This is a genomic window from Rubripirellula amarantea (genome assembly GCF_007859865.1).
GTDB lineage: Bacteria > Planctomycetota > Planctomycetia > Pirellulales > Pirellulaceae > Rubripirellula > Rubripirellula amarantea.
In genome coordinates this window covers 2,116,084-2,141,173 of sequence record NZ_SJPI01000001.1, presented here as the reverse complement: position 1 = coordinate 2,141,173, position 25,090 = coordinate 2,116,084, and the positions used below count along the sequence as shown (strand labels likewise).

15 protein-coding genes are annotated in these 25,090 nt (G+C 53.2%); 5 read left to right on the top strand and 10 right to left on the bottom strand.

Going from position 1 to position 25,090, the window contains the following annotated elements; genetic code table 11:
• Positions 1-291: 291 nt before the first annotated feature.
• The gene (locus Pla22_RS07785; RefSeq protein WP_146514112.1) at positions 292-2,097 is read left to right on the top strand and encodes a hypothetical protein; all 1,806 of its coding nucleotides are present in this window, start codon (positions 292-294) and stop codon (positions 2,095-2,097) included.
• A gap of 193 nt (positions 2,098-2,290) precedes the next feature.
• Here the strand turns inward: Pla22_RS07785 and Pla22_RS07780 are convergent, their stop codons facing one another.
• The 4 genes from Pla22_RS07780 to Pla22_RS07765 form a co-directional block, all read right to left on the bottom strand.
• Positions 2,291-5,137, bottom strand: coding sequence for a serine/threonine protein kinase (locus tag Pla22_RS07780; protein ID WP_165440558.1), 2,847 nt, complete (start codon positions 5,135-5,137; stop codon positions 2,291-2,293).
• 29 nt (positions 5,138-5,166) lie between these two features.
• Positions 5,167-6,543, bottom strand: coding sequence for a protein kinase family protein (locus Pla22_RS07775; RefSeq protein WP_146514110.1), 1,377 nt, complete (start codon positions 6,541-6,543; stop codon positions 5,167-5,169).
• On the bottom strand, positions 6,536-7,129 hold the full coding sequence (locus Pla22_RS07770) for a sigma-70 family RNA polymerase sigma factor (RefSeq protein WP_165440557.1): 594 nt from the start codon (positions 7,127-7,129) through the stop codon (positions 6,536-6,538). The genes Pla22_RS07775 and Pla22_RS07770 overlap by 8 nt, the downstream gene beginning before the upstream one ends.
• A 521-nt stretch (positions 7,130-7,650) precedes the next feature.
• Positions 7,651-11,541 carry an FHA domain-containing protein gene (locus tag Pla22_RS07765; RefSeq protein WP_165440556.1) on the bottom strand — a complete coding sequence of 1,297 codons (3,891 nt, stop codon included), beginning with the start codon at positions 11,539-11,541 and terminating at the stop codon, positions 7,651-7,653.
• 802 nt (positions 11,542-12,343) lie between these two features.
• On the opposite strand from Pla22_RS07765, the gene Pla22_RS07760 reads away from it, so the two are divergent.
• Entirely contained in the window at positions 12,344-12,757 is a 414-nt protein-coding gene (locus tag Pla22_RS07760; protein ID WP_146514107.1) for a TraR/DksA family transcriptional regulator, read from the top strand.
• Positions 12,758-13,138: 381 nt separating this feature from the next.
• On the top strand, positions 13,139-14,461 hold the full coding sequence (locus Pla22_RS07755) for a S1C family serine protease (RefSeq protein WP_146514106.1): 1,323 nt from the start codon (positions 13,139-13,141) through the stop codon (positions 14,459-14,461).
• Positions 14,462-14,593: 132 nt separating this feature from the next.
• Here the strand turns inward: Pla22_RS07755 and Pla22_RS07750 are convergent, their stop codons facing one another.
• A complete protein-coding gene (locus Pla22_RS07750; RefSeq protein ID WP_146514105.1) occupies positions 14,594-15,985 on the bottom strand; it encodes an MATE family efflux transporter in 1,392 nt (463 codons plus the stop codon).
• Positions 15,982-16,998, bottom strand: a complete 1,017-nt coding sequence (locus Pla22_RS07745; RefSeq protein ID WP_146514104.1) for a rhomboid family intramembrane serine protease — start codon at positions 16,996-16,998, stop codon at positions 15,982-15,984. Before Pla22_RS07745 ends, Pla22_RS07750 begins: the two co-directional genes overlap by 4 nt.
• Positions 16,999-17,252: 254 nt before the next feature.
• Here Pla22_RS07745 and Pla22_RS07740 point away from each other — a divergent pair, with 254 nt between their 5' ends.
• Together Pla22_RS07740 and Pla22_RS07735 are read left to right on the top strand one after the other, a co-directional pair.
• Positions 17,253-17,585 (top strand): HesB/IscA family protein, encoded by a 333-nt coding sequence (locus Pla22_RS07740; RefSeq protein WP_146514103.1) that lies wholly within the window; start codon positions 17,253-17,255, stop codon positions 17,583-17,585.
• Positions 17,586-17,784: 199 nt separating this feature from the next.
• Positions 17,785-18,777, top strand: coding sequence for a PEP-CTERM sorting domain-containing protein (locus tag Pla22_RS07735; RefSeq protein ID WP_146514102.1), 993 nt, complete (start codon positions 17,785-17,787; stop codon positions 18,775-18,777).
• A 62-nt stretch (positions 18,778-18,839) separates the two neighbouring features.
• On the opposite strand, the gene Pla22_RS07730 is transcribed toward Pla22_RS07735, so the two are convergent.
• From Pla22_RS07730 to Pla22_RS07715, 4 genes are all read right to left on the bottom strand, one after another.
• Positions 18,840-20,141 (bottom strand): DUF1552 domain-containing protein, encoded by a 1,302-nt coding sequence (locus Pla22_RS07730; protein WP_146514101.1) that lies wholly within the window; start codon positions 20,139-20,141, stop codon positions 18,840-18,842.
• Positions 20,142-20,155: 14 nt separating this feature from the next.
• The gene (locus Pla22_RS07725) at positions 20,156-22,573 is read right to left on the bottom strand and encodes a DUF1592 domain-containing protein (protein WP_165440555.1); all 2,418 of its coding nucleotides are present in this window, start codon (positions 22,571-22,573) and stop codon (positions 20,156-20,158) included.
• 106 nt (positions 22,574-22,679) lie between these two features.
• Positions 22,680-23,204: a hypothetical protein gene (locus Pla22_RS07720; RefSeq protein ID WP_146514099.1), complete on the bottom strand. Its 525-nt coding sequence runs from the start codon at positions 23,202-23,204 to the stop codon at positions 22,680-22,682.
• 161 nt (positions 23,205-23,365) lie between these two features.
• The gene (locus Pla22_RS07715) at positions 23,366-24,937 is read right to left on the bottom strand and encodes a COG1470 family protein (protein ID WP_146514098.1); all 1,572 of its coding nucleotides are present in this window, start codon (positions 24,935-24,937) and stop codon (positions 23,366-23,368) included.
• Positions 24,938-25,090 lie beyond the last annotated feature (153 nt).

Here is a 25,090-nt window from a genome sequence, read left to right as displayed (position 1 = left end):
GCCGACTCGCACAGCGGGCGATTGTAGCAAACGAAACACCCGGGCGCTGGATTGAGATGGCGGCCGGTTCTTGCATGAAGAGCCTTTGGTGGTGGCGAGGCATGATGCCGACGACCGATACAACCCGTCAAATTGCGTTCTTCGGCCAATAAAAATGACAATCCGAAATCATGCGAGAAGTGCCAATTGATGAACGGCTTCCGCCAACTAGCCTCGGGCTCCAAGCGGTCCCAACCCATACATAGTTCCACCGCTGAACACTTTTCTCTAATGTCCCCTCGAGGTACTCCTGTGAAGAAGACTTTCCAATTTTCCGCACTCGCTTTAGCCGCCGTATGCTTTGGCGCTCAAGTCAATGCTCAATGTTGCCAAGAATCGCCCGCCTGTGGCGACTGCACTGACTCCGTTGGGATCGCTGAAGGCAGCGTCCTCGAAGGCAGCGTCCTCGAAAGCGGAGCGATCGAAGATAGTGGCGCCGGCGTGATTGCGGGCGAATGTGGCCCAGCAATGACTACTCAAACCGTCATGGTGCCTCAACAAGTGACCGAAACCAAGTTGGTAACGGAAACTGTGATGCAACAGCAAACTCGTCAGCGTGAAGTTACGGTGATGAAGAGCGTACCACGTGAAGAAACTCGCACCCGCACCGTCGTCAAGTCGGTTCCTCGGCAAGTCACCAAGACCGAGACTTACACCGAAATGGTCGCGGAACAACGTACGGAAGATTACACCGTTGATGTTCCTGTCACGACTCAGGTTGAAGAAACCTACACCGTGAACGTTCCCAAAATGGAAACAGTTCAAGTTCCTTACACCGTTCAAGTTCCCGTAACGACCCAAGTCGAAGTGGCTTACACCGTTTGCGTGCCTTACACCGAAACGGCGACTCGCCAATACACCGTCAACGTTCCTTACACCGAGATGGTTGAAAAGACCTACAACGTTTGCGTGCCTTACACCGAAATGGTCGAGCAAAGCTACACCGTGAAGGTCCCCTACACAGAACAAGTCGCTCAAAACTACACCGTAAACGTTCCCTACACGGAAACCAAAGAAGTCTCGTACAACGTAAGCATTCCTTACACCGAAACCGTTTCGGCAACCAAAACCGAATGTAAGCGAGTTCCTGTAACCACTTACAAGACGGTTTCCAAGGACCTTGGTAGCTACCAGTGCGTTACCGAAGAAGTTGCTGCTTCATCATGCAGTGGCGGATGTGGTGCTAGCAGCGACGCTTGTGGTTGCGGCGGATGCGGAAACTGCGGTGGATGTGGCGATGGCTGCGGATGCGGCGCCGCCGTTGCCAGCAGCGGTTGCGGATGCATGACCACGGTCACTAAGAAGGTTTGGGTTCCCAACGTGGTAACCGAACAAGTCCCAGTTGTTTCTTACACAACCGAGCAAGTCGAAGTTCCTTACACCTACAACGTCACCAAGATGCGTAGCGAAACTCGCACTCGTCAAATTGCCGTCAAGAAGTGTCGCACTGAAACACGCACTCGCATGATCAATGTTGCAAAGTGCCGGACCGAAACTCGCACTCGCAGCGTTCCTGTGACTCGTACTCGCCAAGAAACTCGCACTCGTCAGATTGCGGTTAAGAAGTGTCGTCAAGAAACTCGCACTCAAGAGTATCAAGTGACGAAGACTCGTAACGAGCAACGCACTCGTATGGAGAACCGAACGAGCTTCACGACCGAGACTCGCACTCGCGAGGTGCAAAAGCAAACGATGGTTGCCGAAACTCGTACACGCAGCGTTCCTGTGACTTCGATGAAGACCGAAACACGTCAGCGCAACGTGACAGTCATGGTGCCTGTTGAAAAGACTCGTGAGTACACCGTGACCGAGTATGACCAAGTAAGCGAGGACGTGCCTTACACCGTCACCGTCGTCGACCAAGTTCCTGAAACCAAGACCGAAAACTACACCGTTTGCGTTCCGGTTGAAGTTCAAAAGGAAGTCCAAGTATGCAAGACCATCATGGTTCCTCAAGAAGTGCAGGTCCCGGCCGCTAGCGGTGTTGGAACTGGCATTGGTAGTGGAATCAGCAGTGGCTGCGGTAGCGACGCTGGTTGGGGTTGCGGCTGCAACTAACTCCAACCTACCCGCGATCAACGCAAGCTGAACTCGCGACCTTATCACTCTAAGAAGCTGGCGTCTTCCATCTCGGGAACGCCAGCTTTTTTGTTGCGCTGAGGCGTCAGGATCAGGCGGCTTCAAAATCAGGCGGCTTGAAGTTTAAGCAACGTGAAAATCAAACAACATGAAAACTCAAGCTTGTGTTGCCTTAGCAATAGGCTTTCGACTCACCGAATAATACTCCCGGTAGATAGACGACTAAACCGATCAGCGCCGAAAGCATCCAGGGATACACGTGACTTCCAACACCAGGAATCCCAATCACAGGACCGAACAAGATTATTAACGTGGCAACGACCGCGAAGGGAGTCATTCGCCATCCCGAAACAAACGCAGACAGCACCAGCAATAGTCCAGCAATCCCGACCGACCATGCATTGGTTCCCGCGATACCAGCACCTTCAGCCCCCGAAGTCGCCGCCGATTCCGCAGTCGCCGACCATGCCGCATCGCGAACCGCAGTGATGTCAACGTTCCCGCTGCCAATTTGCTTCAGTGTTTCAATGTCTGTTAGTGAATCGAACAAACCGTGTGTATTTCCCCAAAACGCAAACACGCTTAGCAAGAGAGAACCAACGAGCAAGCGAGTCTGCCCGCTCAGCAATGCACGAACCGTAGCCAGCTTGTCGCGTTCAACTTTGTAGTTTCCGCTACGGGCGTCGGCCAACATCGCTTTCATTTTTTCTCGCTTGGCGTTGGCAAGCGTTTTCGCATCCTTTCCGGACGCCGCCGCCGATATCTTTGACGCTTCCATCACTGCGGCTGCCATTTGCCATGCTCGTTCTTTGGCATCGGATTGGTTTAATCCTTCGCTCGCAAGATTCAACTGTTCAACCCTTGCTAAGCGAGCATGATCGTTTGTTCGTTGAAACTCCTGCACTCGTTTGGCCAAAGAACTACAGACACGATCTCTCAACGACGACGCCGAAGTATCGCCTGTGAATGAGGGGTCCATGGCCAACTGTTTTCGCATCGCAACAAGCGATGAATATCCGAACAATCGTTCGAAAAACCGCTGCCACGATTTGCCCGAATACCGAGCGACGAACGTTCGAATCCCAGTTTCATCCGCTCCCGAAATCCGCAGGTCCCGAATGAACTTCCTAGCATCTTCCGCAGACGCGTCACCCGCTTTAGAAGTTGGCAAGGCAATAGTGAAGTGATAGCCGGCACCCAGGATTACCCCCAGAACCACGCCCGCTAACGCACCGCCACCACATCCCACCGCGATGACGACAACCAGCATCGCGATCATCCCTAGTGTAGCGGTGACGTAGTCAAGTACGCGAAGCGTTCCGACCCAGCGACGGACGTGTTGGTTGACTTGACTATGACGTCCCGCCAAGACGAGCACTGTGACAATGCTGGACGCAAAAAGTGCTGGCCCCATCAAGCCCCAACGCCAACTGATCGCGAAGGCAAATAACATCAAGAGGCACGACAGACCGATCAGGCCAATCATGAAAACACCATCGAGTCCTTGCAGCTTCGTAGCGGATATATACTGTTTCGCGATGGATTCGAGTTCGTCCGCTTGTGATGACGTCGGAGAGAACTTCCCGTCGTCGCTAACGCCTAGGTAATCTTCAAGTTCATCACACATTTCCTCTAAAGACGAATAGCGTTGATCAGGCCGCTTTGCCATTGCGTGTTGCACGATCGCATTCAACGCCGGTGGGATTCTGGCGTTAAGATCCATGAGATTTGGAAGCTTGCTAGAAACGTGCTGCTGCATGACTTCGGAAACCACGCTGCCACCAAACGGAACCTGACCGGCTAGTAGATAGAACAACGTGCAACCGAGCGAGTAAATATCAGCCCGATGATCGACCGACGCGGCATCGAGACTTTGTTCCGGAGCCATGTAAGCTGGCGTCCCCACAGCAGTTCCGTGCATGGTGACCTGGGTACCGCTTTGGCCGTGGCCAGTACGTGCGTAACTCGGATCAAGCGAGTCTGCGGACGAATAGCCTGAAGCCATCGCACCGAGCGATGTATCCGGATCGGGCAAGTCAGGAATCTTCACCAAGCCCAGGTCGGCGACCTTAACAACCCCCTCGTCACTTAACAGCAAGTTGGCGGGCTTGATGTCCCGATGCACCATTCCATTCTTGTGCGCGATTGCGAGCCCCCTAGCCGCTTGCAGTATGTAGCCGGCGGCCAAGCGAGGATCGAGCGATCCTTTTTGCTTGACCAGTTGATCAAGAGGCACTCCGCGAACCCATTCCATACTGAAGTAGCGACGCCCATCATCTTCGCCAAAATCGTAGATTTGCACCACGTTGTGATGATTCAGTTGGGCGGCCGCGTAGGCCTCGCGAGTAAACCGAGCGAGGGCAGCTGGATTATCTGCCAGTCGACCTCGAACCGTCTTTAATGCCACAAGGCGATCGAGTGATATTTGTTTTGCTTCGTAAACGGCCCCCATCGCACCACGACCTAACAATCGAAGGATTCGATAACCGCCAACTCTTTCGGGTAGATCGTTCTCGGTGCGAGCGGCGATTTGGTCGTTGCTCGAATTCATATTTCCGGCAACAACGTCTTGGATTATCGGGTGGCGACGGTCAGCCTCACGCGGCAACGATACGGATTGCCTTGCGTCTAACCCTGCTGAAACTGTAGGACTCGATTTGCTCGCGATGCGAGATTCGGCAATCGTCCGATCAGCAGCGTTCGTCGCCAAACCCATCGTCACGTTGGTTCCTGACTTGGTGCGCCTCGCGGTCCCATCGATCGTAGCTTCGATCTCCGATACGGTTTTCGAGCGTGAAGACGGTGACGCTACTGGATCCACCGTCCCATCGGAGGTCATGTCGGAAGCAGAAACCTTCTTTGCAGGAGGCAACGCAGACTGTTCGACCGTCTTGTCGGCGACAATTTTCCCAACGCCAAACTTCGGTGGATTATCGTCGGTTACCTGCAAGCGGAAATACTTTCCGCAATGCTTACACTTCGGACGATAGTTCCCCGCCTTAGGTGATTTTATATTCAAGACGGTGTTGCATTCCGGGCACTTCAGTTTCATTGCTTGCCCCGCTCGTCATTGCGGCTTTCAGGAGAGCTCCGTTTCTTACTCGACATCCAATCGGAAAACCGCTTGCGCATTGGCGATCGCAACCGCACTTGATCCGTGGGAACTAAGCAATCTGCGTCTGCAAATGCTAATAGCAAGTCACCGATGTCGGCAGCCGGATCATTTGACTTCGCCGCTATCCGTCGGAGCGCGATCACCATCTCTTCCACCTGAGAGTCGGAAGAGGAGAACAACAGTCCGGTGATCATCATGACCAAATCGTCGATATCGATTCGCTTGCGAACTTCCAACGAGGCGATGCTTGGTGCGCCGTCTACTGAGAAACCTTGCCTGCCGGAAAAGTACCGCGACACACCATTTCGATTGGCGACTGCATCCACCAATTTCCATTTGCCATCGTGGTCGACCAATATGTTGCCAGAATGGATTGCACCGTGGGTGGCCCCGGTCTGATGCGCAGCCGCAACGGCGAACGCAACACTGGATAGATTTCGCAACGCGACTTTGGCTTTGTCTAGGTTTGGTTGATCGCTGAAATTCAGTTCGCGTGGCATTCCGCGAGCGAACCACCAAGGACGGATGACGCCCAGATGTTGATTTTGCACGGTTGCAATGATCGGTGTGACCCAACCGGGATGTTGAACCTTCGATGCTGCTTCGCAAATGTCCAACAGCTCATGGGAAGCGTTGGCGCGAAGATTACGTGGCATTCGCACGACCTTGAACGCTAGCGGGACACCTCGCGTTTCGTCTTTTCCTCGAATCAACCAATGCCCCGGCCCCACCGCTACGCATTGTCGGCCAACGAACCAAGAGGGAGCATCGACCAATCGAAAATCTACGGAAATTTGATCTGATGTCGAACAAGAAGCTCCTTGATGCCCGTTTAATTCTGCCGCGATCTCGTTCGTCGGTGGCGGCTCAACTAGGTTCACGGATGGAGGTAGCGGCAAATTTTCGTCAAACGAAAAATCGGATGATTCATGCGAGACCGTTCGATCATCTTTCAACAATGGGAATGGCAAGTCGCTTTGGTTTGAATCTTGCAACCGTACCAGATCCATGATTGCCGGCCCGAGTTCTGGGAAGCGACAACCGTAGTCATCTGCGGGCGATGGCAACCCGAGTTCCTCGCAAACACACAGATCAGAATCAATTAGGTCCAACAAGTGATTCGCTTCGGCAAGCACCGCAAAGACGTTGACATAGTCGACCGCGGAAACACGTTGCCCACCGCGTCTGCGTTGAATCAAATCGATGCACGCCAGGTCCACTAGTTTGCTTGGCTGCCTTTGGGCAGCTTCGGACCATAGAGGATCGTGAACGAGACTCTCGATCGTCACCGCGACGGCTGAATCACGCATCTTCACCTCCGCCGTGATGAGAGGCACCGATTTCGCCGCGTACCTTGTCAATCGCGCGACGCACCCGCATTCGAGCAGTGTCGGGTCGCACGCCCAACATTTCGCCTATCTCTTTCCAGTCTCGATTCTCGAGCATCATGTCCACCGCTTTGGCATCATCTTCATTCAGCAGAGAACGAATCTTCGCAATCACCTCTCGTCGGAGCACGATTTGGCTAGGCGTAGTCGCCGCAGTTGCCATCGTCATTTCTTCAACAGGGGTGCCTTCGGTGCGGCGAAAGTCGCGACAATGGCGAGCGAGTGTTCGAAACGTATCGAGAACTTGATTGTCAATCGCACGCATGATGTAGGCGAGAACTTCGTCAGGGGTTACGGAGGTTTCGCGACGTTGGCGAGCCAAATCAGCCATCACATCGTTGCATATATCCATGGACTCGGCCTGTCCCGTTAACCCGTACTGCCGCAAACGCGTTCGCGCACGCCGACGGAATTGATCCCCGAACTGATGCCATACTGCGTCCAGCGGGAAGGGACCTTGGGAAGTTCCGGAGCGGTCCGATGAATCAGAGGATGAGGGGGCAGTCACTATTTAACTTCCGCAAACGGGTCAATGACGCAATTGCCTCGCCAAGTCGCGGACTCAGTGAAAGGGCTATCGCCAAAGCGATACACCGATCTGACGTCTCGACCGTATCAAACGGCCTGCTGAAACGATTGGCGACGATTGCATCACCAGTCGAACAAGCATCTATAAAGAAAGCTTATTCTTGGCATAATCATACAACTATGATTATGCACGCCCGCTGCGAAAGATGCAGCGAACAGACGAATAAACCAGCAAAACGGCGGCATGAAATTTTGAGCGATACAAACGCGGTCTTAAACCTTACAACCGCGGGGCTGTCGCTTAGATCATGCTGACTTGATTGTGCTGCCCCAGACGCCCCGGACGCCGCCACGATCGGAGACGACTGTCTCGTTTCGGTTAGTCCGATTCCCCCGAAGCCCCCAGCGATGGCCCTTAGCCATCGGGGCGGCCATCGAGGCCATCGGGGCACCGACGACAAGCCCAAGTTTGCTGTCGACTACATCATGCCAAGCCCAAGATCACTCTGGCAGCTTCGTCTCGGCTTCCTCATGCTCCTGGACTCCTTCTGCGACCTCGTCTGCGACCGCTGCCTTACTGGTCGAAAGTCGCTGACGAGCTTCCGATAAATTACGCAAGCCGTCACGAATCGAAATTGCCGCCACAACAATTGCGATGACCAGAATGAACAACGGCAATTTGCCCGAAAGCATTGCCAACGCACCGATCCCAAAGATCATTGCGATTCCAGCGACCGCGAAATTGACGATTCCCGCAATCTGAATATTGCGAGTCTGAATCCGAGCACTGCGACTGATAGCACTTCGCGCGGACTGGTTGGCCAAGTCACGCATCGCCGACAAATTACTGTTGCGTTCTGGAGCATGAGAACGTGGAACGAGTGGTGCATTTGGATCGACCGGCTCGGGAATCGCAATCGATTCCGAAAGCGACTCCGATGGCACGGACGACTCAGCCGACAGACTGACGGGGTTTGTCGATAGTGATAGCGATTCGGCTGGTTTCGACTTGTCGTCGCTGGATGTCCCCTGCACCCGCCGAAGCAAACGGTTCATGTAGGCTTCGATCGAATCATCGTCATCATCAGCGACATCGCCGGCGGCAACTGTTTCCGCTGACGACGAACTTGCTTCGCTTGGCTTGGCGTCGACGACGTTATTCATCTCTGATGATTGCATTGGCTCTGGCAATTCGCCTTCGCTAACGCTGCTATCTACGCTGTTGGATTCGTGCGCAAACTGTTCTTCGACATCGTGCATTGTCTCCTGCGACATGAACGAAGTGGCTTCCACTTCATCCATCGCGTCCGCCACTGAACTGATGGGTTCGTCATCAGTGGATGGAGCGACCGCTACCGATGGCTGTTCTGCGTCGTCTTCATCAAAGGCCATCCCCCACGGATTGCCCGGATCGACGACCTCGCTAGAGCTTTCCTCTTCGAGCTCACGATCCCAAGCGTACGTTTGCGATGAATCTCGATCTTCATCGGATTCCACAATCGACGCCGCACTGAAAGAAGATGAACTATCGGAATCGGATGCCTCGCTAGAACTCGAATCGGCTAGCGGTGTTTCAAATTCTTGCGACGCTTCTTGCCAAACCTGAGTGCCCATGTATGACGACTCAATGTCCTGTTCGCTCGAAACGTCGTCATCACTTAGTGTGTTTTCCGAGACGCTATCCGCGGATCCAAGCATGCCTGAATACGATTCGCCTTCGTTTGTTTCGTGATTTGTTTCCGAAGTCGGATCCGATTCGATATCCGCAATCAACATGCTCGCGAGTGAACCGGCCGCCAGCTCGGATGAATCGTCGGATTCATCATGCATGCTGGAATCGGCTTCCGCGTTATTAGCATCTGACAGCTCTGGACCAACCGCCTCGCCTGTCCAAGATTGCTCGCCTGAGACCATGCTGTCGCTCGACTGCACCCTGTCGCCGGCGACATCGTCGACCTGCACGGACATTTCTTCTGATGATGGTTCCTCGGCCCATGGATCCGCGTCGCCCCAAGGACTGCTTGACTCGCCAACAGGAACGTCCGCGTCGCTAACATCGGCATCGCTTGGATGGAATTCGGCAATTGGCTGACCATCGAATACAACTGCTTCAGAAGACAGAACTTCATCTTCCGAGGCATCTTCCAATGCAGAACCTGATGCTTCGAAACCATTTGCGTCATCGCTGGTTATCTCGTTGCCAATTACTTCGTCGCTGGCTAGCTCGTTACTGACGACCTCATCGCTGGCGAGTTCACCAGCGGTCTCCAATGGCTCAGGATTCCAAATGGACGGTGGGCTTTCGAGCGAAGCACTCGAATCCGGTGTTTCCACCTCGTCATCGACCTGGCTGATTTCATAAGTTGGCCAAACCGCGTCATCGTCTTCGACTGATTCCGATACTGAATTGACTTCGCTAGAAGTATCCGTCCAGGGGTTCATGTCTTCGTCAGCCGCTTCATCAACGGCATCCGGTAACGTTGATTCGGAAGGTTGCTCTGGCTCCACGATTGCCAAACTGTTGGATTCACTTTCAGAATCCGCAACGTCTAGGACCTCGTTATCCGATTCAAGCATGGAACTTGAATTCGGCATGGCCGCCTCATCTGCAACCGATGCTTCCTCGTTTCCCATTTCCGTGGTGTTGGTGGCTGCATACTTGTCGAGACGACTTTCTGCAAACGACGACATCGCGAGGGAACCAGATTCTGAACTATCGTCCCGGTCGTCGTTATCGACGTCGGCGAATCGGCTTACGGTCCACTCGCTCGATGACCTTGCTTGGTCGGTTGGGTCGGCGTCGGGTGCCTTCCACTCTTGTTGCAGCGCTTCGACGGCCGCGTGGGCGGCATCAAGTTCTTCTTGCAACAGGTCTAGTTGTTCTTTCGACGGACGAGTTTTCAGATCTTCGACCGCGTCGTCTCGTTGCTGCTGCACTTTTTCCAAACGCGATGTCAGCGTCTGGTTTGCTTCACGCAATTCGCGAATCTCTTCGCTAGTGCGACTTAAGTCATCCGACAACCGCTCGATTTCGCTTCGCAGGCTGTCTGCTTCGAGCGCCCAGGCATCTCGGTCACGGTCACCACGTTCGTTGCTTTGCGCGACAAGGGACTCCAATTGCGAAACCGATTCCAATGCCTCTTGGTAGTTGGCTCGCAATCGAGACGATTCTGATTCCGCACTGTCGACCGTGCATTGCAACGTTTGAATCTGCTCTCGCAGCTCTTCGATCGTGCGTTCGCGAACGGCAATTTCTTCGCGTTCAGCGTCCGAGAGCTCGCCTTGCGTCAGCTTAAGCATCTCTAGCTCGGCCGACATTTCTTCTACCCGCGCGTCTGCCTCACGACGGCGGGCTTCGCTTTCGGCTTGGGCATCAATCGCGTTGTCGCGTTGCGACTCTAGTTCAAGACGAAGTTGTTGATGTTGTTCTCGTTGGTGATTCTCGTGATCCTTGAGTTCACTCTGCTGAATTGATAAAGCTTCGATCTGCTCGTTCAGGGCATCAAACTGCTGACGAATCTTTCGAACGGCCTCAGTCGCGGCTTCCGCTTGGGTATGCGATTGCGCGAGCTGAGTCGCAGCACTTTCGAGTTGTCGTTGGTACTCAAATTCCTGCTTCGCGAACTCGCTCTCGCGTTTGCGGAATTTCTCTTGCTGCGAACGAGCCTCGTCGCGCAGTCGCATCAGTTCTTGTTGGCGCTGCGCGTATTCGTCGTGCAATTGATAGACCGCAGATTCCTGCGATTGCAACTGAGCTTCGCGTCGGTATAAGTTTTCCGCCCGAGACCATAACTCGGACTCACGTCCTCGCAGATGAGCTTCACGCTCGTCGATCCGTTGCTCGCGTTCGTCGCACTCAACGTGCTTAGCTCGCCACTGATCAATTTCCCGGCGAAGTCGCTGTCGCCAAGCTGTTTCATCGAACTCGGAAGTCGATGAGGGATCGGTGGGATAATCAAAGGACTTTGCTGAAGAAAAACGCGGCTTTGTGTTTGCGAATCGCTGGTCGAAATGGCGGTTTTCCAAACGTGACTCGTCAGTTGGCCGCGATGTTTGGCGGGATGCTTCCCCCGCAGTCATGTCCCGAACCGGCACGCTAATAAGTTCGAATTCGTACTCGCCCAAACGTAATCGGTCACCAACGACCAATGATGATTCAGTGGTGCTTTCACCGTTGACTTCAATGGGCACGGAATAGGCGCGCACGACGACTCTCGCTTCTTCGCGAATCAGAACCGCGTGCATCGGACGCAGATCGGAATCGTTCAGACGAATCGAACAGCCTTCGGCACTACCAAATGTGTATCGATTTCCAGTCAAACGCAGGCGCCGGATTGAAGAACCGGCTCGCGATACTCGAAACTCAATCGCATCAACGCGAGGGCCGGACACCGCTGAATGTCTCGATTCCGATGACAAACCCGATGTCGTCCTGTCGGAAGTCGGGAGAGCCGATGCGGGCGGCGCAGCCGGAGAGCCGAAGCCTAGGGCTGGTGACGTTGTGGTCGGGAGAGATCCGTTGGTTTGATCTGTACTCACCGCGTTGGTCCCTTTGTGTCAAACAATCATCTTCGGACGGGGGATTCGCTCTGCACCGTAGCTAACGATCGCCACTGCCCCAGAGCAACCCAAATATCGCCGTGGCGACTTCGGTGGCTACGCAAACACCTCATCCGTGAGTGGCGTACGTACCCATGTCTCTGTTCATTCGGTCATTCAGCTTCGTCCGGTGAGTCAAATTAGCCGGTGAGTCAAAGTTCTCCGATTAGGTAAGCAACAACGCCCGGATGAGATCAAACGTACACCTGCCCAAACAGCTCCAGACCAGGATTTGGCCAAATGTCGTGCGGGACCCTGCCAGCAAAAAAATGGGGCGACGTACGAGGAAATGCCTTCACAATCGGACTCCTAAACGGGGGGAAGACCAAAAGTTGACGAAATTCTTAAGACTGAACCTGTCAAACCAGCCATTCTCTCTATCATTAGTCGACGTGACCAATTTTGGTCGAAACCACTCCTTGACTGACCTCAATTCCGATTTTGGATCCACTAGGGCCCTCCATCGGCAACCTGAAGGACATTAACGCGTTTCCAACGGATTCACCGTTAGTGCCTGAAGGCAGACTTGTTTTCAACCAAAATTCCCCCCAGCCTTTATCGCGGCGGCCTTCTTCTCAAACACCAAGGTGATGCGATGTCCCGAAAAGAATCAATTAAGAAACTTCGCGATCAACTCATTCGTCGTCGTGACGCCCTTCATCGGGCGCTCGAGGGCGATCTCAGCCTGCTTCGTGAATTACATCAGGAACGGACCGGCGATATCCTCGATGCTGCCGCCGATACGGTACAAGACGAACTCAATAGTCAATTGATCGAGGCCGAAAGCCGCGAACTCACCGCCATCAACGACGCGATCGCAAGGTTCGATAATGGCTGCTACGGAAACTGTGAGGGATGCGAAAAGCCGATTCCGCTGACTCGGCTCCGAGCCATCCCTTACGCCACGGATTGTATTGACTGCCGTCGTAAAGCCGAGCGAATGACCACCAAAGGTGGTGCAGTCATGTGGAACCGGGTGTTCGATAACGTGGAAGCCGATCCCGTTTAGTCACATTCTGCTCTGCGTGGATCGATCACCGCAAATGCGGTCCTTGCTACCACCTTGCCTTCATGACCAGTGTTGAATCACCCCATGTGATTTAACACTGGTCTTTTTTTGTTGCTTGTTCGGCGTTGCTTGTTCGGCCGCAACTTTACATCCTTCACTGCAACTTGCACTCGCCAAGGTCCCATCGAGAGGGTGATCAACACTGTGCAGGCATTGCTAGTTTTTGGGTCCGTACTGGTTTTGTGTAATGGCAGGCCTTTACGAGCTGGCTGGGTCAGGCATGGCAAAGCTAGCAAAACAGAAGGTGGCCTATTGAGATGGTCGATGCGTATCATTGCACCACCTCCCCCATTGGTCTCTCTCTCATTCTGTTGCCCGCCCATGGAATCGTCTTTCCCTCATCGATCGGCTTGCGCGCCCGTCTATAAGATCGCCGCTGCATCTAATCGCTCGCCAGCTAGTCGCCGATCCAAGTTGGCCGCTTTGAAACGCTCATTCTTTGCCGCAACGCTTGGGCTGGTGACATCTCTAGGATTGGTGTCAGCTCAAGACCCTATCCCCTACCGCTACCATTCGCCAAGCAACCTAGGCGGCACTGCGATCAATGGGAACGACAATCAATCGGTGAGCGTTCGCCGTCCTTCGCTTGAACCTCGGCAATTTAAAACAAGTGAAATAAACGTTGAACGTGAGCGATTGTTCAACGAGCTCGCCGAAGAGTTCGAAACGTTCGACCGCCTTGGCTCACTTGTTCGCCGTGTTTCACAACTGGTCAAACCAAGTGTCATTCACATCGAAGCGCACAAGACCGAGCAAAAAGGCGCCTCACGACAATCCTATGACGAAGCCGGCAGTGGCGTCGTTATTGAAGCAACCGATGGTAGCAAGTGGGTGCTCACCAATCGCCACGTGATCGCGGGCGCAAGTCCCCGAGAAATTCTGTTGCGCACCAGCGAAGGCAGCGAGTTCTATCCGAGCAAGGTAGTGGCTGACGCCAGCACCGATGTCGCGGTAATGAAGATTGATGATTCGTTGCTGCCGGCGGCGAGGCTAGCCGATAGCGAATCGGTTCGCATCGGCGACTTCGTGATCGCAATTGGAAGCCCATTTGGACTGAGCCATTCGGTCACGTTCGGGATCCTCAGTGCGAAAGGTCGGCGCGATCTATCGCTCGGCGAGCAAAAGATCGACCTTCAGGATTTCTTCCAAACCGATGCTGCCATCAATCCGGGAAACAGCGGAGGACCACTGCTGAACCTACGTGGTGAAGTCGTCGGACTCAACACCGCGATCGCCAGCAGCAGCGGCGGTAGCGAAGGAATTGGTTTCGCTATCCCAATTAATATGGCCATGCGGGTGGCCGACCAATTGACAATGCAGGGCCATTTGCGTCGCGGTTATCTTGGCGTGACACTCGATCCTGACTTCACGCCGGCTGAACTAGCGGCGACCGATTATCGGCTTGTTGAAGCCGGCATACGTACGGGTGCATTGGTCAAAAATGTTCGCCCAGGATCGCCCGCGGAAGCTGCACATTTGCAGCGTGGTGACATCATTGTCGAGTTCGATGGAAAGCCCGTCGACAGCGATGATCATCTCGTTGCACGCGTTGGCTTAACGCCGATTAACTTGCCAACGTCGATGATTATCTATCGCGACGGGAAACGATATCGCACCGAGGTCAAGTTGACGGACCTCAAGTAGCGGTTCGGTAAACAAGTTGGCTAACGGTTACGCGATGACCAATCCATCGATGACCAATCCATCGATGACCAATCCGTCGATGACCAATCCGTCGATGACGGCGGATGATCGCAATCGGTGTACCGGCAACACCTAAGCTTCTTCGACCATTCGCATTGACTTCCACTTGCCGCTGGCGAAGCGAATTCCCATCACGACGGCCAAGAGCGTTACCCAGCCTGCCAGGATCGTCCACCACCATCGCAGACCATCGGTTTCGGGTTCCAATGCAAACCCAATCGCAAGCGCGGTGCCGGACGCGACGAGTCCACCAAGCAAGACATACCAAGTGTCACCGGCGCCCCGCAGTGCACCAGCCAAGATCAATTGAGTCGCATCGAGCACCACATAAAATGCCACAAAACTGAGCAAACCTTTCGCCAAGACAATTGCGGCCAGCGAGTCTTCACCAACGTTGTCGAACTTATAGAGACTCATCATCCAGTCACCCGCTGTCAGATACGCAATCATCCACGCGAAGCTGTACGCCAGCCCAATTACCAATGCGGCATAGACGCTCTTAACGGCTGGAACCGGCCCCGTTTCGGTTAGGTGTTTTCCCACCAGAACACTGGCTGCGATTGACACACCAATCAACGGTATGAAAGCGATCATATTGAAGTTGATCGCCATCGTGGTGGCCCGCAATGGAATGTCTCCGTAAGACCCGATCCGCAGCAACATGACGGTGAACCCGCCCGACTCAGTCACATACATCAACCCCGTTGGGAAACCGAAGAACAGCAAGTTGGACCACATCGGAAAGTCAAAACTGAAGCCCCTTCGAAAATGGTACTGTTGCTCGAAGTGCGGTCTCATCAACAACCAAGCGTAGACAACGGCTTTGAACCAAAACGAGATCACGCTCGCTATGGCGGCCCCGGCGATGCCCATTTCGGGAAACGGTCCTGCACCGAAGATCAACGCGATGTCTAGCACCACATTTAGCAACCCCGAAGCCAGTGACACCCACATGATGACCTGTGTCCGTTCTGTACCGCTATAGAAACCACTCAGTGCAGTTTCCATGACGCCACCCACTGCACCAATCATCAAGATCCGAAGGTAGAGGACTCCCAGCGGAACAAGTGCATCCGGTTGGCCAGTGATGGTGAACAACCACGGCGCTTGCCAAGCGATCAACGCGAACCATGGAGCAAAAACAAGCGACATCCAAATCGATTGCCATAAGAATCGCCCGATTTTTTCTTTCTGACCTGCTCCAACATACTGACTGATGATCGCGCCGGTCATCGACGCGATCCCCATGGGCAAACAAATCAGTACCCAGAACAGGTTGCCGGCTGCCATCGAAGCGCTCATCGACGCTCCGTCGTACTTCAATAAAAACGTGCGGTCGGCAAACAACACGAGCGAAAATGTTCCCGTGCTAACCATCAGCGGCAAGGCGATTCGCCAAACCTCACCCATGGCAGCGCGGACCGTTACCGCGGAAGCATCTTCCTTGCCAAGATCGCCGTTCATAGACGTCCGACAAACTTCATCGCGCCGACGATCATGCCTGCTAACAATCCACCCAGGTGAGCACCGTTGGCAACATTGGGAATCAAAGGAGTCATGCAAACAACCAACCAAACCAACATGATGATGACATTCATCGGTACAAGGCGAATGGGATAACTCGGCTGCACTAATGGCCGAATCCACAGAAACGCGAACAAACCATACACAGCTCCAGACGCGCCAATCACTCTTGGGTTCGCCACTAGTGCATCAGGAACCCAAGAATAATCTGGCATGCCAACTTGCAACGCCATGCCGCCTAGCTGAGTGACAAGCACTAGAATCGCAAAGAAGATGGAACCGTGAAGCCGTTCGATCGCCGAACCCAAGAAGAACAACCAAAGCATATTGAAGGCTAAGTGATACTCATCACCGTGCAAGAACATCGGCGTAATGAAACGCCAAACTTGGCCGCTGCGTACCGAGGCATAAAAGTCACCATCGCTGGCTCGAAAGTCTTGCTCGGTGATGAACTCGAACTTCTCGTTAATTTGTTCCTCAAGCGATGGCCCACCACCGCCGCGAACAGCTCGTGGCTTATTGAAGTTAGTCGCCAAACTGAGGACCACCGAAAGTGCGATGATACCGATCGTGATTGGAATCTGACTCTGCTTGGCCACGTGCGAAATCGACTCGCCTAAATCGACCGGCTCATTGGCTTGCCTTGATCGACGGCCGGAATCCTGGCGAGCGGAAACCATTTCGCCGTCGGTGGACCGGCTGGCCGGTGGTTTCGATTCCTGAATCGGTGCTGGCTCTACCTGGAACTTGGTGGCTTCAGGCGCATCGCGAAACTCAGCGAGAATCAATCGAGACCGCTCGGTTTCGGACTCGTCTCGCACCCACAAATTCCAGGCCCCATCTGGCCGATTGTCGTCCTCTAGGTCGGTGAACGCGTCGATCGACAGGCTGTGAAGGTAGCCAACGAACCGCCGGGCGAGCAGGGAATTGTCAAGTGTGCCGATCCGCCGCATGAAAATCCTCAAGAAAATTAACTAGTATTTTGCCTCGTTGTACGTCTTTGAGCCTAATTTGGCACGACCACGCACATTTTGACATCGCACAAAACGAGGTCTCGCTTGCCCGAAACTGGACTTGCTGAATATCATAGGGAGACACGCAAAGTCCATCTGGACGTTTCTACCTCCCAATCAACCCAACCTGAGGGCGATCTCACTCGCAGGTTGCCCAATTTCCACCTGTTTAAAACGAAGGGTTCAACGAAACCATGGCAGTCAAACTGACCGAACGAGCCGCCGAAGAAGTCAAGCGATTCCGTACCGAGCACAATTTCGGTGATGAAATGGTCTTGCGCATTGGTATCGCAGCGGGCGGCTGCAGCGGGTTCAGCTACACGCTGAATTTCGATGATAGCTTCGATGACAAAGCTGATACCAAATACGAATGCCACGACGTCGCTGTCGTCGTGGATAAAAAGAGTGCCCTGTACCTCGATGGAACCACCGTCGATTGGTACGAAAGCCTCGAAAAACAAGGTTTCACTTTCGAGAACCCCAACGCGGTAAAGAGTTGTGGTTGCGGAAGCTCATTCCAAGCGTAACTCGCTTGCGTTTTGATTCCAGATTGACAAGAAGGCCATCGGGTAACCCCGTTGGCCTTTTTTTGTGCCTTGAGTCGCAATCGGCTATACCAGGGTGGGTCCCCTCGTTCGCCAGCGTTATCTCACTTGCCACCCTTGCACAAGTTTGCAAGACTTGCGTTCAATCGTTGGGGCTGTAATCAAGGATGGAAGTTGACGCATGCCCATTTCTCGTTCTGCTCATTTCTTCAGCGACTTTGCTCAATCACGAACAATTGCCATTCTCGCAGGGCTGACGTTCGCGTTATGCAATCCTTGGTCGGCAAACGCTGAATTGCTAGCCGTGTCCGGTGGCTACGACACCAACGGAAACTTGCTTGAATCATTTCTCTACAGCGTCGATGAATCGACGGGGTCAGCCAATCTGGTTGGCAGCGGCACCGGCGTGACCCATCTTTCGGGACTGGCGATTCATCCAACTACCGGCGTGCTCTACGCGATCGAGAATGTTCCCACGTCTGGATTGGGAAAACTGCATACGATCGATCGCGCAACAGGTACTGCATCTCCGATTGGAAATACGAACACTTTGATTTCGGACATCGGTTTCCATTCCAACGGAACACTTTATGGTTGGCTGGAATTCGGCAGTTCAGTTGCGTTCACCGATGACACCGACGTCTTGGTCACCATTGATACCGCGTCCGCTCAGATCGCGTTCGTTGGCTCGCACCAGGTCGCGAGCAACCAAACCGGACTTGCCTTTGCAAATGACGACACTCTTTATTTGAAGTCGGGTGAAGTTGAACGCGGCGGCAAGCCGCAATCCGAATGGATCGGTTCGTTGCGGACCCTCAATCCACTCGACGGCAGTGTCGAACCGACTTCAGCAAGCCGTCTCGATACTTCGCCGTACTCCATCAGTACACTGACGATCGACGATGCAGGACGAGGCTACACCATCGTCAACTACAACGAAGGTTCCGCGTTAGAATCCATCAACATCGAAACGGGAGAAATCTCGCACATCGGGCTAATCACAGACGCCAACCATCTGGACGAATCTGGATCTCCCAACCCGCTTAACATTCGAGCGTTGGTAGCCGTGCAAGCAGTACCAGAACCATCTTCAGTTCTGGCAATCGCGATCACCTCAGCGGCTTGGATAATCTTTCGCCGTCGGAAACGCTTGGAAACGACGACCGCAGACTGACGATTGCCCGAAACGAAGTGCGAAATCGTGAGGCAAGGAAATCGCAAGACTGCGCCTCTCCCCTACGCCACATCAATGGTTGAGCTTCCCGACCCGAACGAATCCGTTTCGTGGCCTTGTCGCTGTAGCATCGTCACGAACAGGTCGCACAAAGGACGGTTGTTGTCCTTGTCATAAGCGATGTGCTGTCCGTGACGGTAGCCACCCCCAGCAAGCAAGATTGGCAAGTTGCGCCAATCGTGGCTATTGGCGTTGCCCAAATTACTGCCAAGCATGATCGAAGTGTGATCGAGCAACCGTTGGCCCGACTCGTCCTTCTTGGACAACTTTTGGATCAGTTCGCCAAACGCTTTCATCTGCGCAAGTTCAACTCGCTTCAACTGTTCGATCTTGGCTTCATCCTGACCATGATGTGAAAGGCTGTGGTGGTCCGTGTCGACACCGTCCACCAGCGGAACATCGTTACGACATTGAACGCTCATTGTCAGCACGCGAGTGGAATCGGTTTGCAGAATCAATGGCACCAAATCAAGCATCAAGGTCATACGGCCTATCAAGTCAGCGGTGTTCTCGATATCCGTTGGTTGCTCCGCGTCAACACTGGGCTTAGGACGATTGACCCATTGCTGGGCTGCTTCCAACTTCTTTTCTAGATCACGCACGCTTTGAAAGTATTCAACCAACCGAGCCTTGTCGGCTTTGCTGCTTGAACCGGCCAACTTGCGAGCATCGCGGGCGACTGCGTCAAGAATGCTGCGACCTTCCTTTAAGTTTTGGATCTGTCGTTTGATCTCTTGGTCGGATCCCGCCAAGAACAGCTCTGCGTACATTTTTGACGGCGATGGGATCGCCGGAAGCATGACACCGCTACGCGTGTACGACTGAGTCCCATGGTCAGTACTTAAATTGATCGCTGGGAACCTCGTCACATACCCAAGTTGTTCCGCTGCGTACTGGTCAACGGACAATGTATTCTGAAAGCCACTCAAACCCGGATGACGAGCCGAAGTAAGAAACGTCTTCTCTGAAGCATGACCATCGTTACCGGCTTGATCCGGGTGCGACAAACCCGAAAACACCGTGAAGTCGTTTCGATGATCGGTGAGCGGTTGCAAATAGGTGGGAAGCTCAAAGTCCGATCCGACTTGCGATGGAAAAAAATTAGGTCCATGCAATCCAAGTGTCGTGCACATGAACATCAGTCGATGGGGAGATTCGTCAGGTGAATCCGCCCCTGCTCGAGTTGACCAACGATCGAGCATGGGCAATCCCAAACTAATGCCTGCCGCTTTCAAAAAACGTCGACGGTCAACGCTGTGACGAGGAGTCGCGCCAAAGCGATTGTGCTGTAGGGAAAGGTTCATCGGTGAGTCCAAGTTCATTTCGTTTGAAAAATTTTGCTTTGCACGATCTCGTGAACGATCGTGCGGAGGCCGAATTGTGAATCACGAGAACGTGCGACAATCTCGTCAACTCGTTCTCGATCGGCGAGTTCAATAGGGGTTCCCGTGGCGTAGGTCAGGAGCTGAGCGGCAATTGCCGAAGCGATGCGATCGGGATCGCTGAGCAACCATTCTTTAAACTCTTTCACATCTCGAAACTCAGTTCCATCCGACGTGGTCCCGCCTGAATCCACTGGCAATCCGTATTTGTATTGCCAGATCATTCGACCATTGAGTTTCTTGTCCGTCACTCGTTCGCCATCGCCGGTTGAACGATATCGTTCACGATACCCGCCAATCACATCAAAGTTCTCGAGTGCAAATCCTGGCGGATCAATGGCCGCATGACACCTAGCACAAGTCATATCGACGCTATGCTTAGCGAGTTGTTCGCGCACCGTGGTAGCACCGCGGGTGTCAGGCTCGATCGATCCAACCCCGGGTGGTGGCGGCGACGGCGGCGAATTGAGCAAGCGAGTCAAGACAAACGCACCGCGCGCGACGGGTGAGGTAACAGTCCCGTTCGCGGTCACTTTTAATACACTCGCCTGAGTTAACACTCCACCGCGAAGTGAACCATCGGGAAGCCGAGTACGGACGAAGTCTTGCCCCTCAACACCGTCAATCTCGTAGTGACCTGCGATGATCTTATTCAACATTGCAAAATCGCTATCGACGAAATTCAGGACTGACAAATCATGTTGCAAGAGTTCTCGAAAGAATGCCCGAGTTTCACCCACCATGCACAACTGCAACAGATCCGTGAACTCGGGATACAACATCTTGTCGGGTGATGTCGCATCGATGCGTTGCAAATCGAGCCATTGATCCGTGAATCGTTGGACAAAGACATCACTTCGTGGGTCGTCCATCAAACGCTGAGTTTGAGCACGCAAAACTTCTGGGTCGGACAATCTCCCTTCGTCGGCAAGTTCGCGTAGTTCGTCATCAGGCATCGTGCTGGTTAGAAAGTACGACAATCGGCAAGCAAGCGCATGATCGTCAAGCTTCCCAGTATTCTCTTGCATGGTCAGGAAGCGAGGTGATGTCAAAATCCCGCGCAGTCCCATCCGAAGCGACGATTCAAAACTGTCGCCTTCTTCCAACGCTGCGTTTGCCATTTCAAGATAAATCGAGATGTCATCGTCGCTGACCGGTCGCCTAAATGCACGATTAGCAAATCGTCGAATCGTTTGTTCAAGCGAATATTTGGGGTCATCAGGACGAAGTTCGTAAGCAATCGTCCTGGGATTCACCCATCGATGATGTTCTAACTTTTCGATGGGAACATCACCCACCAAGTTCTTCACACTAGGCGGAGGCCATGATTCCACCAAAGGTCCTTCGACCTCAATCCACTCGACCGCAATCCCTTCCGCTTCGTAAGCTTCTCCGCCGTAATGCCACACTCCATGGCCTTGCTCGTCGATATTGAGACCTTTGGGTGCCGGATAAACGTATTCGTTGTGCTCAAGCCTCGCGATAACCTCGACTTCCGATGATTCATCAGGCGGGACATCCGCGAACGTTAGCACTCGTGTGGATGCTTTGTTCCAATTACCTGCATGCAGGCTTAGCGTCACCGGACGGTCCGTTTGAAATCCCCTGGCTCGAGCACGAATGCGGTACATTCCCGAACGGTCAATATTGAGTCCATGGATCCGATTGATATACGAGGCATCCGAGAACATGACAGCGGCATCATCAAGTAACCGAACGATCGATTTGTCGGCTTCAATGTTCTTGAGAATGCCTTCTTGCTTGGTGTAATCAAATCGCTCGTTGACCCACTTCGGTTCCACCGTCAAATCAATCGCTTGGTCTAGGGCAACGTTGGCCGCCGCTAGGTAGTGATTCATGTGCAGGGCCGAAAAACGCAAACCTCCCGCCACGGTATCGAAACCGCCCAACGGTGTTTCTCGCGGTAGAAGCTCGGCAAGCGGTGTCGTAATGCCCAACAAGTCTTGAACAGTGCGCTCGTACTCGTCGCGGTTGAGACGTCGTAGCACTGTGCGACCATTCTTGATCTGACGATCCAGATTGTGCTGAATGAGGCGGGATTTCAGAACAGTCACAAATTCAGATCGTTGATCAGCGGTGGGCTGTGATTCTGAAACCGGTGGCATCTCACCACTGGCCACGCGATCGAGAACACTCGCCCATAGTGAAAACGATTTAGGATCGCCTAAGTCCCACGAAACGCTTTCTAAATCTAAGCCCGCTTCTGAAGATTCACCATCGCTATGGCAATCCAAACAATGGTCGGACAAAAAGTCAACGACGGGGCTCGACGCCTTTGATGACAACGCGGGGCTAAGACACACTAGTAAGACAAACCAGAACGGTAACTTCATGGGGGACTCTCCTTGGTCTCCCATTGTATCTAGCGTTTCTAACCGCAGGGCATCTGCCCGAGGTTGGTATCTGACTTTCGCCCAAACCAGTGCAACAAGTCCGCACTCAGGGGATGGATATCGTAGCTAGCACTGTTGTTTCGTAGTTACCCGGCAGTGCCACAAACTGACTCGTTTCAACTAATTCGACATTGAGATCAATTTCAGCCATGCCTACCGCGTCCGACTGGACACGCACATTGGCTGAATTGACGTTTTGGTTGATGTCCGTCTGGTCTTGCGATATTGGCACTGTCCAATTGGCCGAACCTTGAGTGGATCGCACCGAAGCGTTGAGCCGCGCATCGGTTTTGGAGCTCGAATCTAAGGCGTGAATAAACGGTGCCTCAAGCACAAAATCGACAACCATCCCCGTGGTCAGATTGCCGCGCACCGTCCAAGTCTGCGTGGGGAACACTTGATTGCTCTCGCTCTGATCGTGGATCATGACCACATTCTCAGGAGCTTCAACAAACGTTTCCGACCGCACATTTACCGAGAACGTTTGGTAAGCCGTTTCTGCTGCCGAGGCAAATTCCGAACGTGCCAACCATAGGTACGCGCAGTTACCCAGACATACCATCAATGGCATGAGTACGGCGAATCGGTGGTGGGTGCGATAAAATACCATCTATGAAATGTGGGTCGCAGCAAACGCCTGCCAATAAAAAAAGCCCTCGCGGATCGCGTGATCCGAAAGGGCTTGGCTGCCTGTGACGGTCGTATTCGTTATAGAACGAAAGAGCAGGGGCGTTAGCTCTGATCCCCCAAGTCGACAATCAGAGTTTGATCGAAAGGCTCTATTCCATCCTTCGTCTCAACATGCAGCTTCAACTGATACTTCCCGGCAGGTAGCTCACGATTCGGACTGAACGCCAACTCACGTGTCTCACCGGGACGAAGCCACTTGCCGTACCCATCAGCCAGCTTCAAAGCATGCCCAGACCCATCGGCAATTTCCAATCGACCATCCACGGGCAGATATCCTTCACCGGTGTTTGTCACGGGGAAACGGAACGAGGTCATGCCTCCCTGCTGTACCGAGGCGAGTTCACCAAACTTCACGCTCGAACTGGCCTCTTCCTTTGCCAAGATCGCAATTGGTAGTTCGCTAACTTGCGATCCATTTCCCGATTCATCGGAAGCATGAATTCGAACCACACCAAACACAGTCTCACCACCACCGTTGCGGTTATTGACAGCCGCGCGAATCGTCTTGGTGCGTCCCGAGCGAACCGCAAAGTCGTCACTGGAAAGCCTGACGCCGTCGATGGCATTGCCCTGAAGATCAACCAATTCAACGCGTACGTTTTTCTGGTTACTAGAGTTGTTACTAAATCGAAGATTACAAGCACGACTAGCGTGATCCGAGCTACCAATTTCAATTTGTGCCGGACTCACGGAAAGCTCGTTATCGAGGTAGGCTTGGCTGACTTCCAAAGCTGGAAAATCACCACCGGCAACCGCGAAGTCAAAGGATTTTTCGCTGAGCGATCGACGGCCGTTGGTCACTTCCAACTTCAACGTTTGCTCACCGGGGAACAACGTATCGCCCATCGGTGCAGTCAGGTGCAGTTTGCTACCAGGCATGATTCGAACAAGATAACGTCCTTCGTCTTCCAGTGTTTTCCTTGACAACATTGACATACGAAAAGGTCGCGGCTTGGTGGCGTTGGCCGAATGAACGGTGCTACGTACGTTACATTCGAAAGCAAAGTTGGTGGGGTTGGACAGGATTGTGGTGGCGACTGGCATCCCTTCTTCGTTAAGGATGTTGCCCTGTTCAAAATCGAGCTTGTCCATTTCGCTTAGGTCTTTAACTCCCGTCTCGATGTCAACTCGCAATACGTACTGAGTCACAAATCGAACAGCGGCTGAAATTGCTTGGGGGTCATCGGGATTCGCTTCAGCAGACGATTGCCCGTTATCACGGACGAGCACACCAAAGGACAAGTAATTTGACTTTGCTAGAGGAACTGTCACTTCGCCTTCGATGAAAGTGGTTTCACCCGGTGCTAACTTGAACTCGGTGGAAGAAAGGATTTTCAGTTCTTCGGGAGCCCCTACATTGTCGTCGTGCAGAATGATGCCAGAAAGCTCCTGACGTAATTGCACTGGCAACACCGTGACATTCATGGCTTTGCCGGTCGATCGAATTTCAAACTTGAAAGGAATCGTCGTGCCGCGTCTCGCTTCAAAGCGATGCACAATTGGCTCGATATGAAACGATGGTTCCACTGACTGGGTCAACGTGACTCGTTGCGTGTTGTCACCGAGTTCTTCGACCTCTGACTTGGAATCGGCCAAGACGTTGGGGGCATTCACGTTGACAAGAGCAACGACTAACAGACAGACAATCAGACCGACGACCGGCCGATCGCTTTTTGAACAAAGGGCGCTTTTTGAACAAAGGGCGCTTTTTGAGCGAAGGGAGAGCATGGCACATGAAACGCGAGTGAATCGCGTTAGAAGGTGGGG

Bases quoted from the DNA above. Each gene is read 5' to 3' on its own strand.
- Pla22_RS07740 (WP_146514103.1), top strand. From the start codon at position 17,253: ATGGCAGTCAAACTGACCGAACGAGCCGCCGAAGAAGTCAAGCGATTC.
- Pla22_RS07720 (WP_146514099.1), bottom strand. From the start codon at position 23,204: ATGCCATTGATGGTATGTCTGGGTAACTGCGCGTACCTATGGTTGGCA.
- Pla22_RS07760 (WP_146514107.1), top strand. From the start codon at position 12,344: ATGTCCCGAAAAGAATCAATTAAGAAACTTCGCGATCAACTCATTCGT.
- Pla22_RS07745 (WP_146514104.1), bottom strand. From the start codon at position 16,998: ATGCGGCGGATCGGCACACTTGACAATTCCCTGCTCGCCCGGCGGTTC.
- Pla22_RS07775 (WP_146514110.1), bottom strand. From the start codon at position 6,543: ATGCGTGATTCAGCCGTCGCGGTGACGATCGAGAGTCTCGTTCACGAT.
- Pla22_RS07735 (WP_146514102.1), top strand. From the start codon at position 17,785: ATGCCCATTTCTCGTTCTGCTCATTTCTTCAGCGACTTTGCTCAATCA.
- Pla22_RS07755 (WP_146514106.1), top strand. From the start codon at position 13,139: ATGGAATCGTCTTTCCCTCATCGATCGGCTTGCGCGCCCGTCTATAAG.
- Pla22_RS07725 (WP_165440555.1), bottom strand. From the start codon at position 22,573: ATGAAGTTACCGTTCTGGTTTGTCTTACTAGTGTGTCTTAGCCCCGCG.
- Pla22_RS07730 (WP_146514101.1), bottom strand. From the start codon at position 20,141: ATGAACCTTTCCCTACAGCACAATCGCTTTGGCGCGACTCCTCGTCAC.
- Pla22_RS07750 (WP_146514105.1), bottom strand. From the start codon at position 15,985: ATGAACGGCGATCTTGGCAAGGAAGATGCTTCCGCGGTAACGGTCCGC.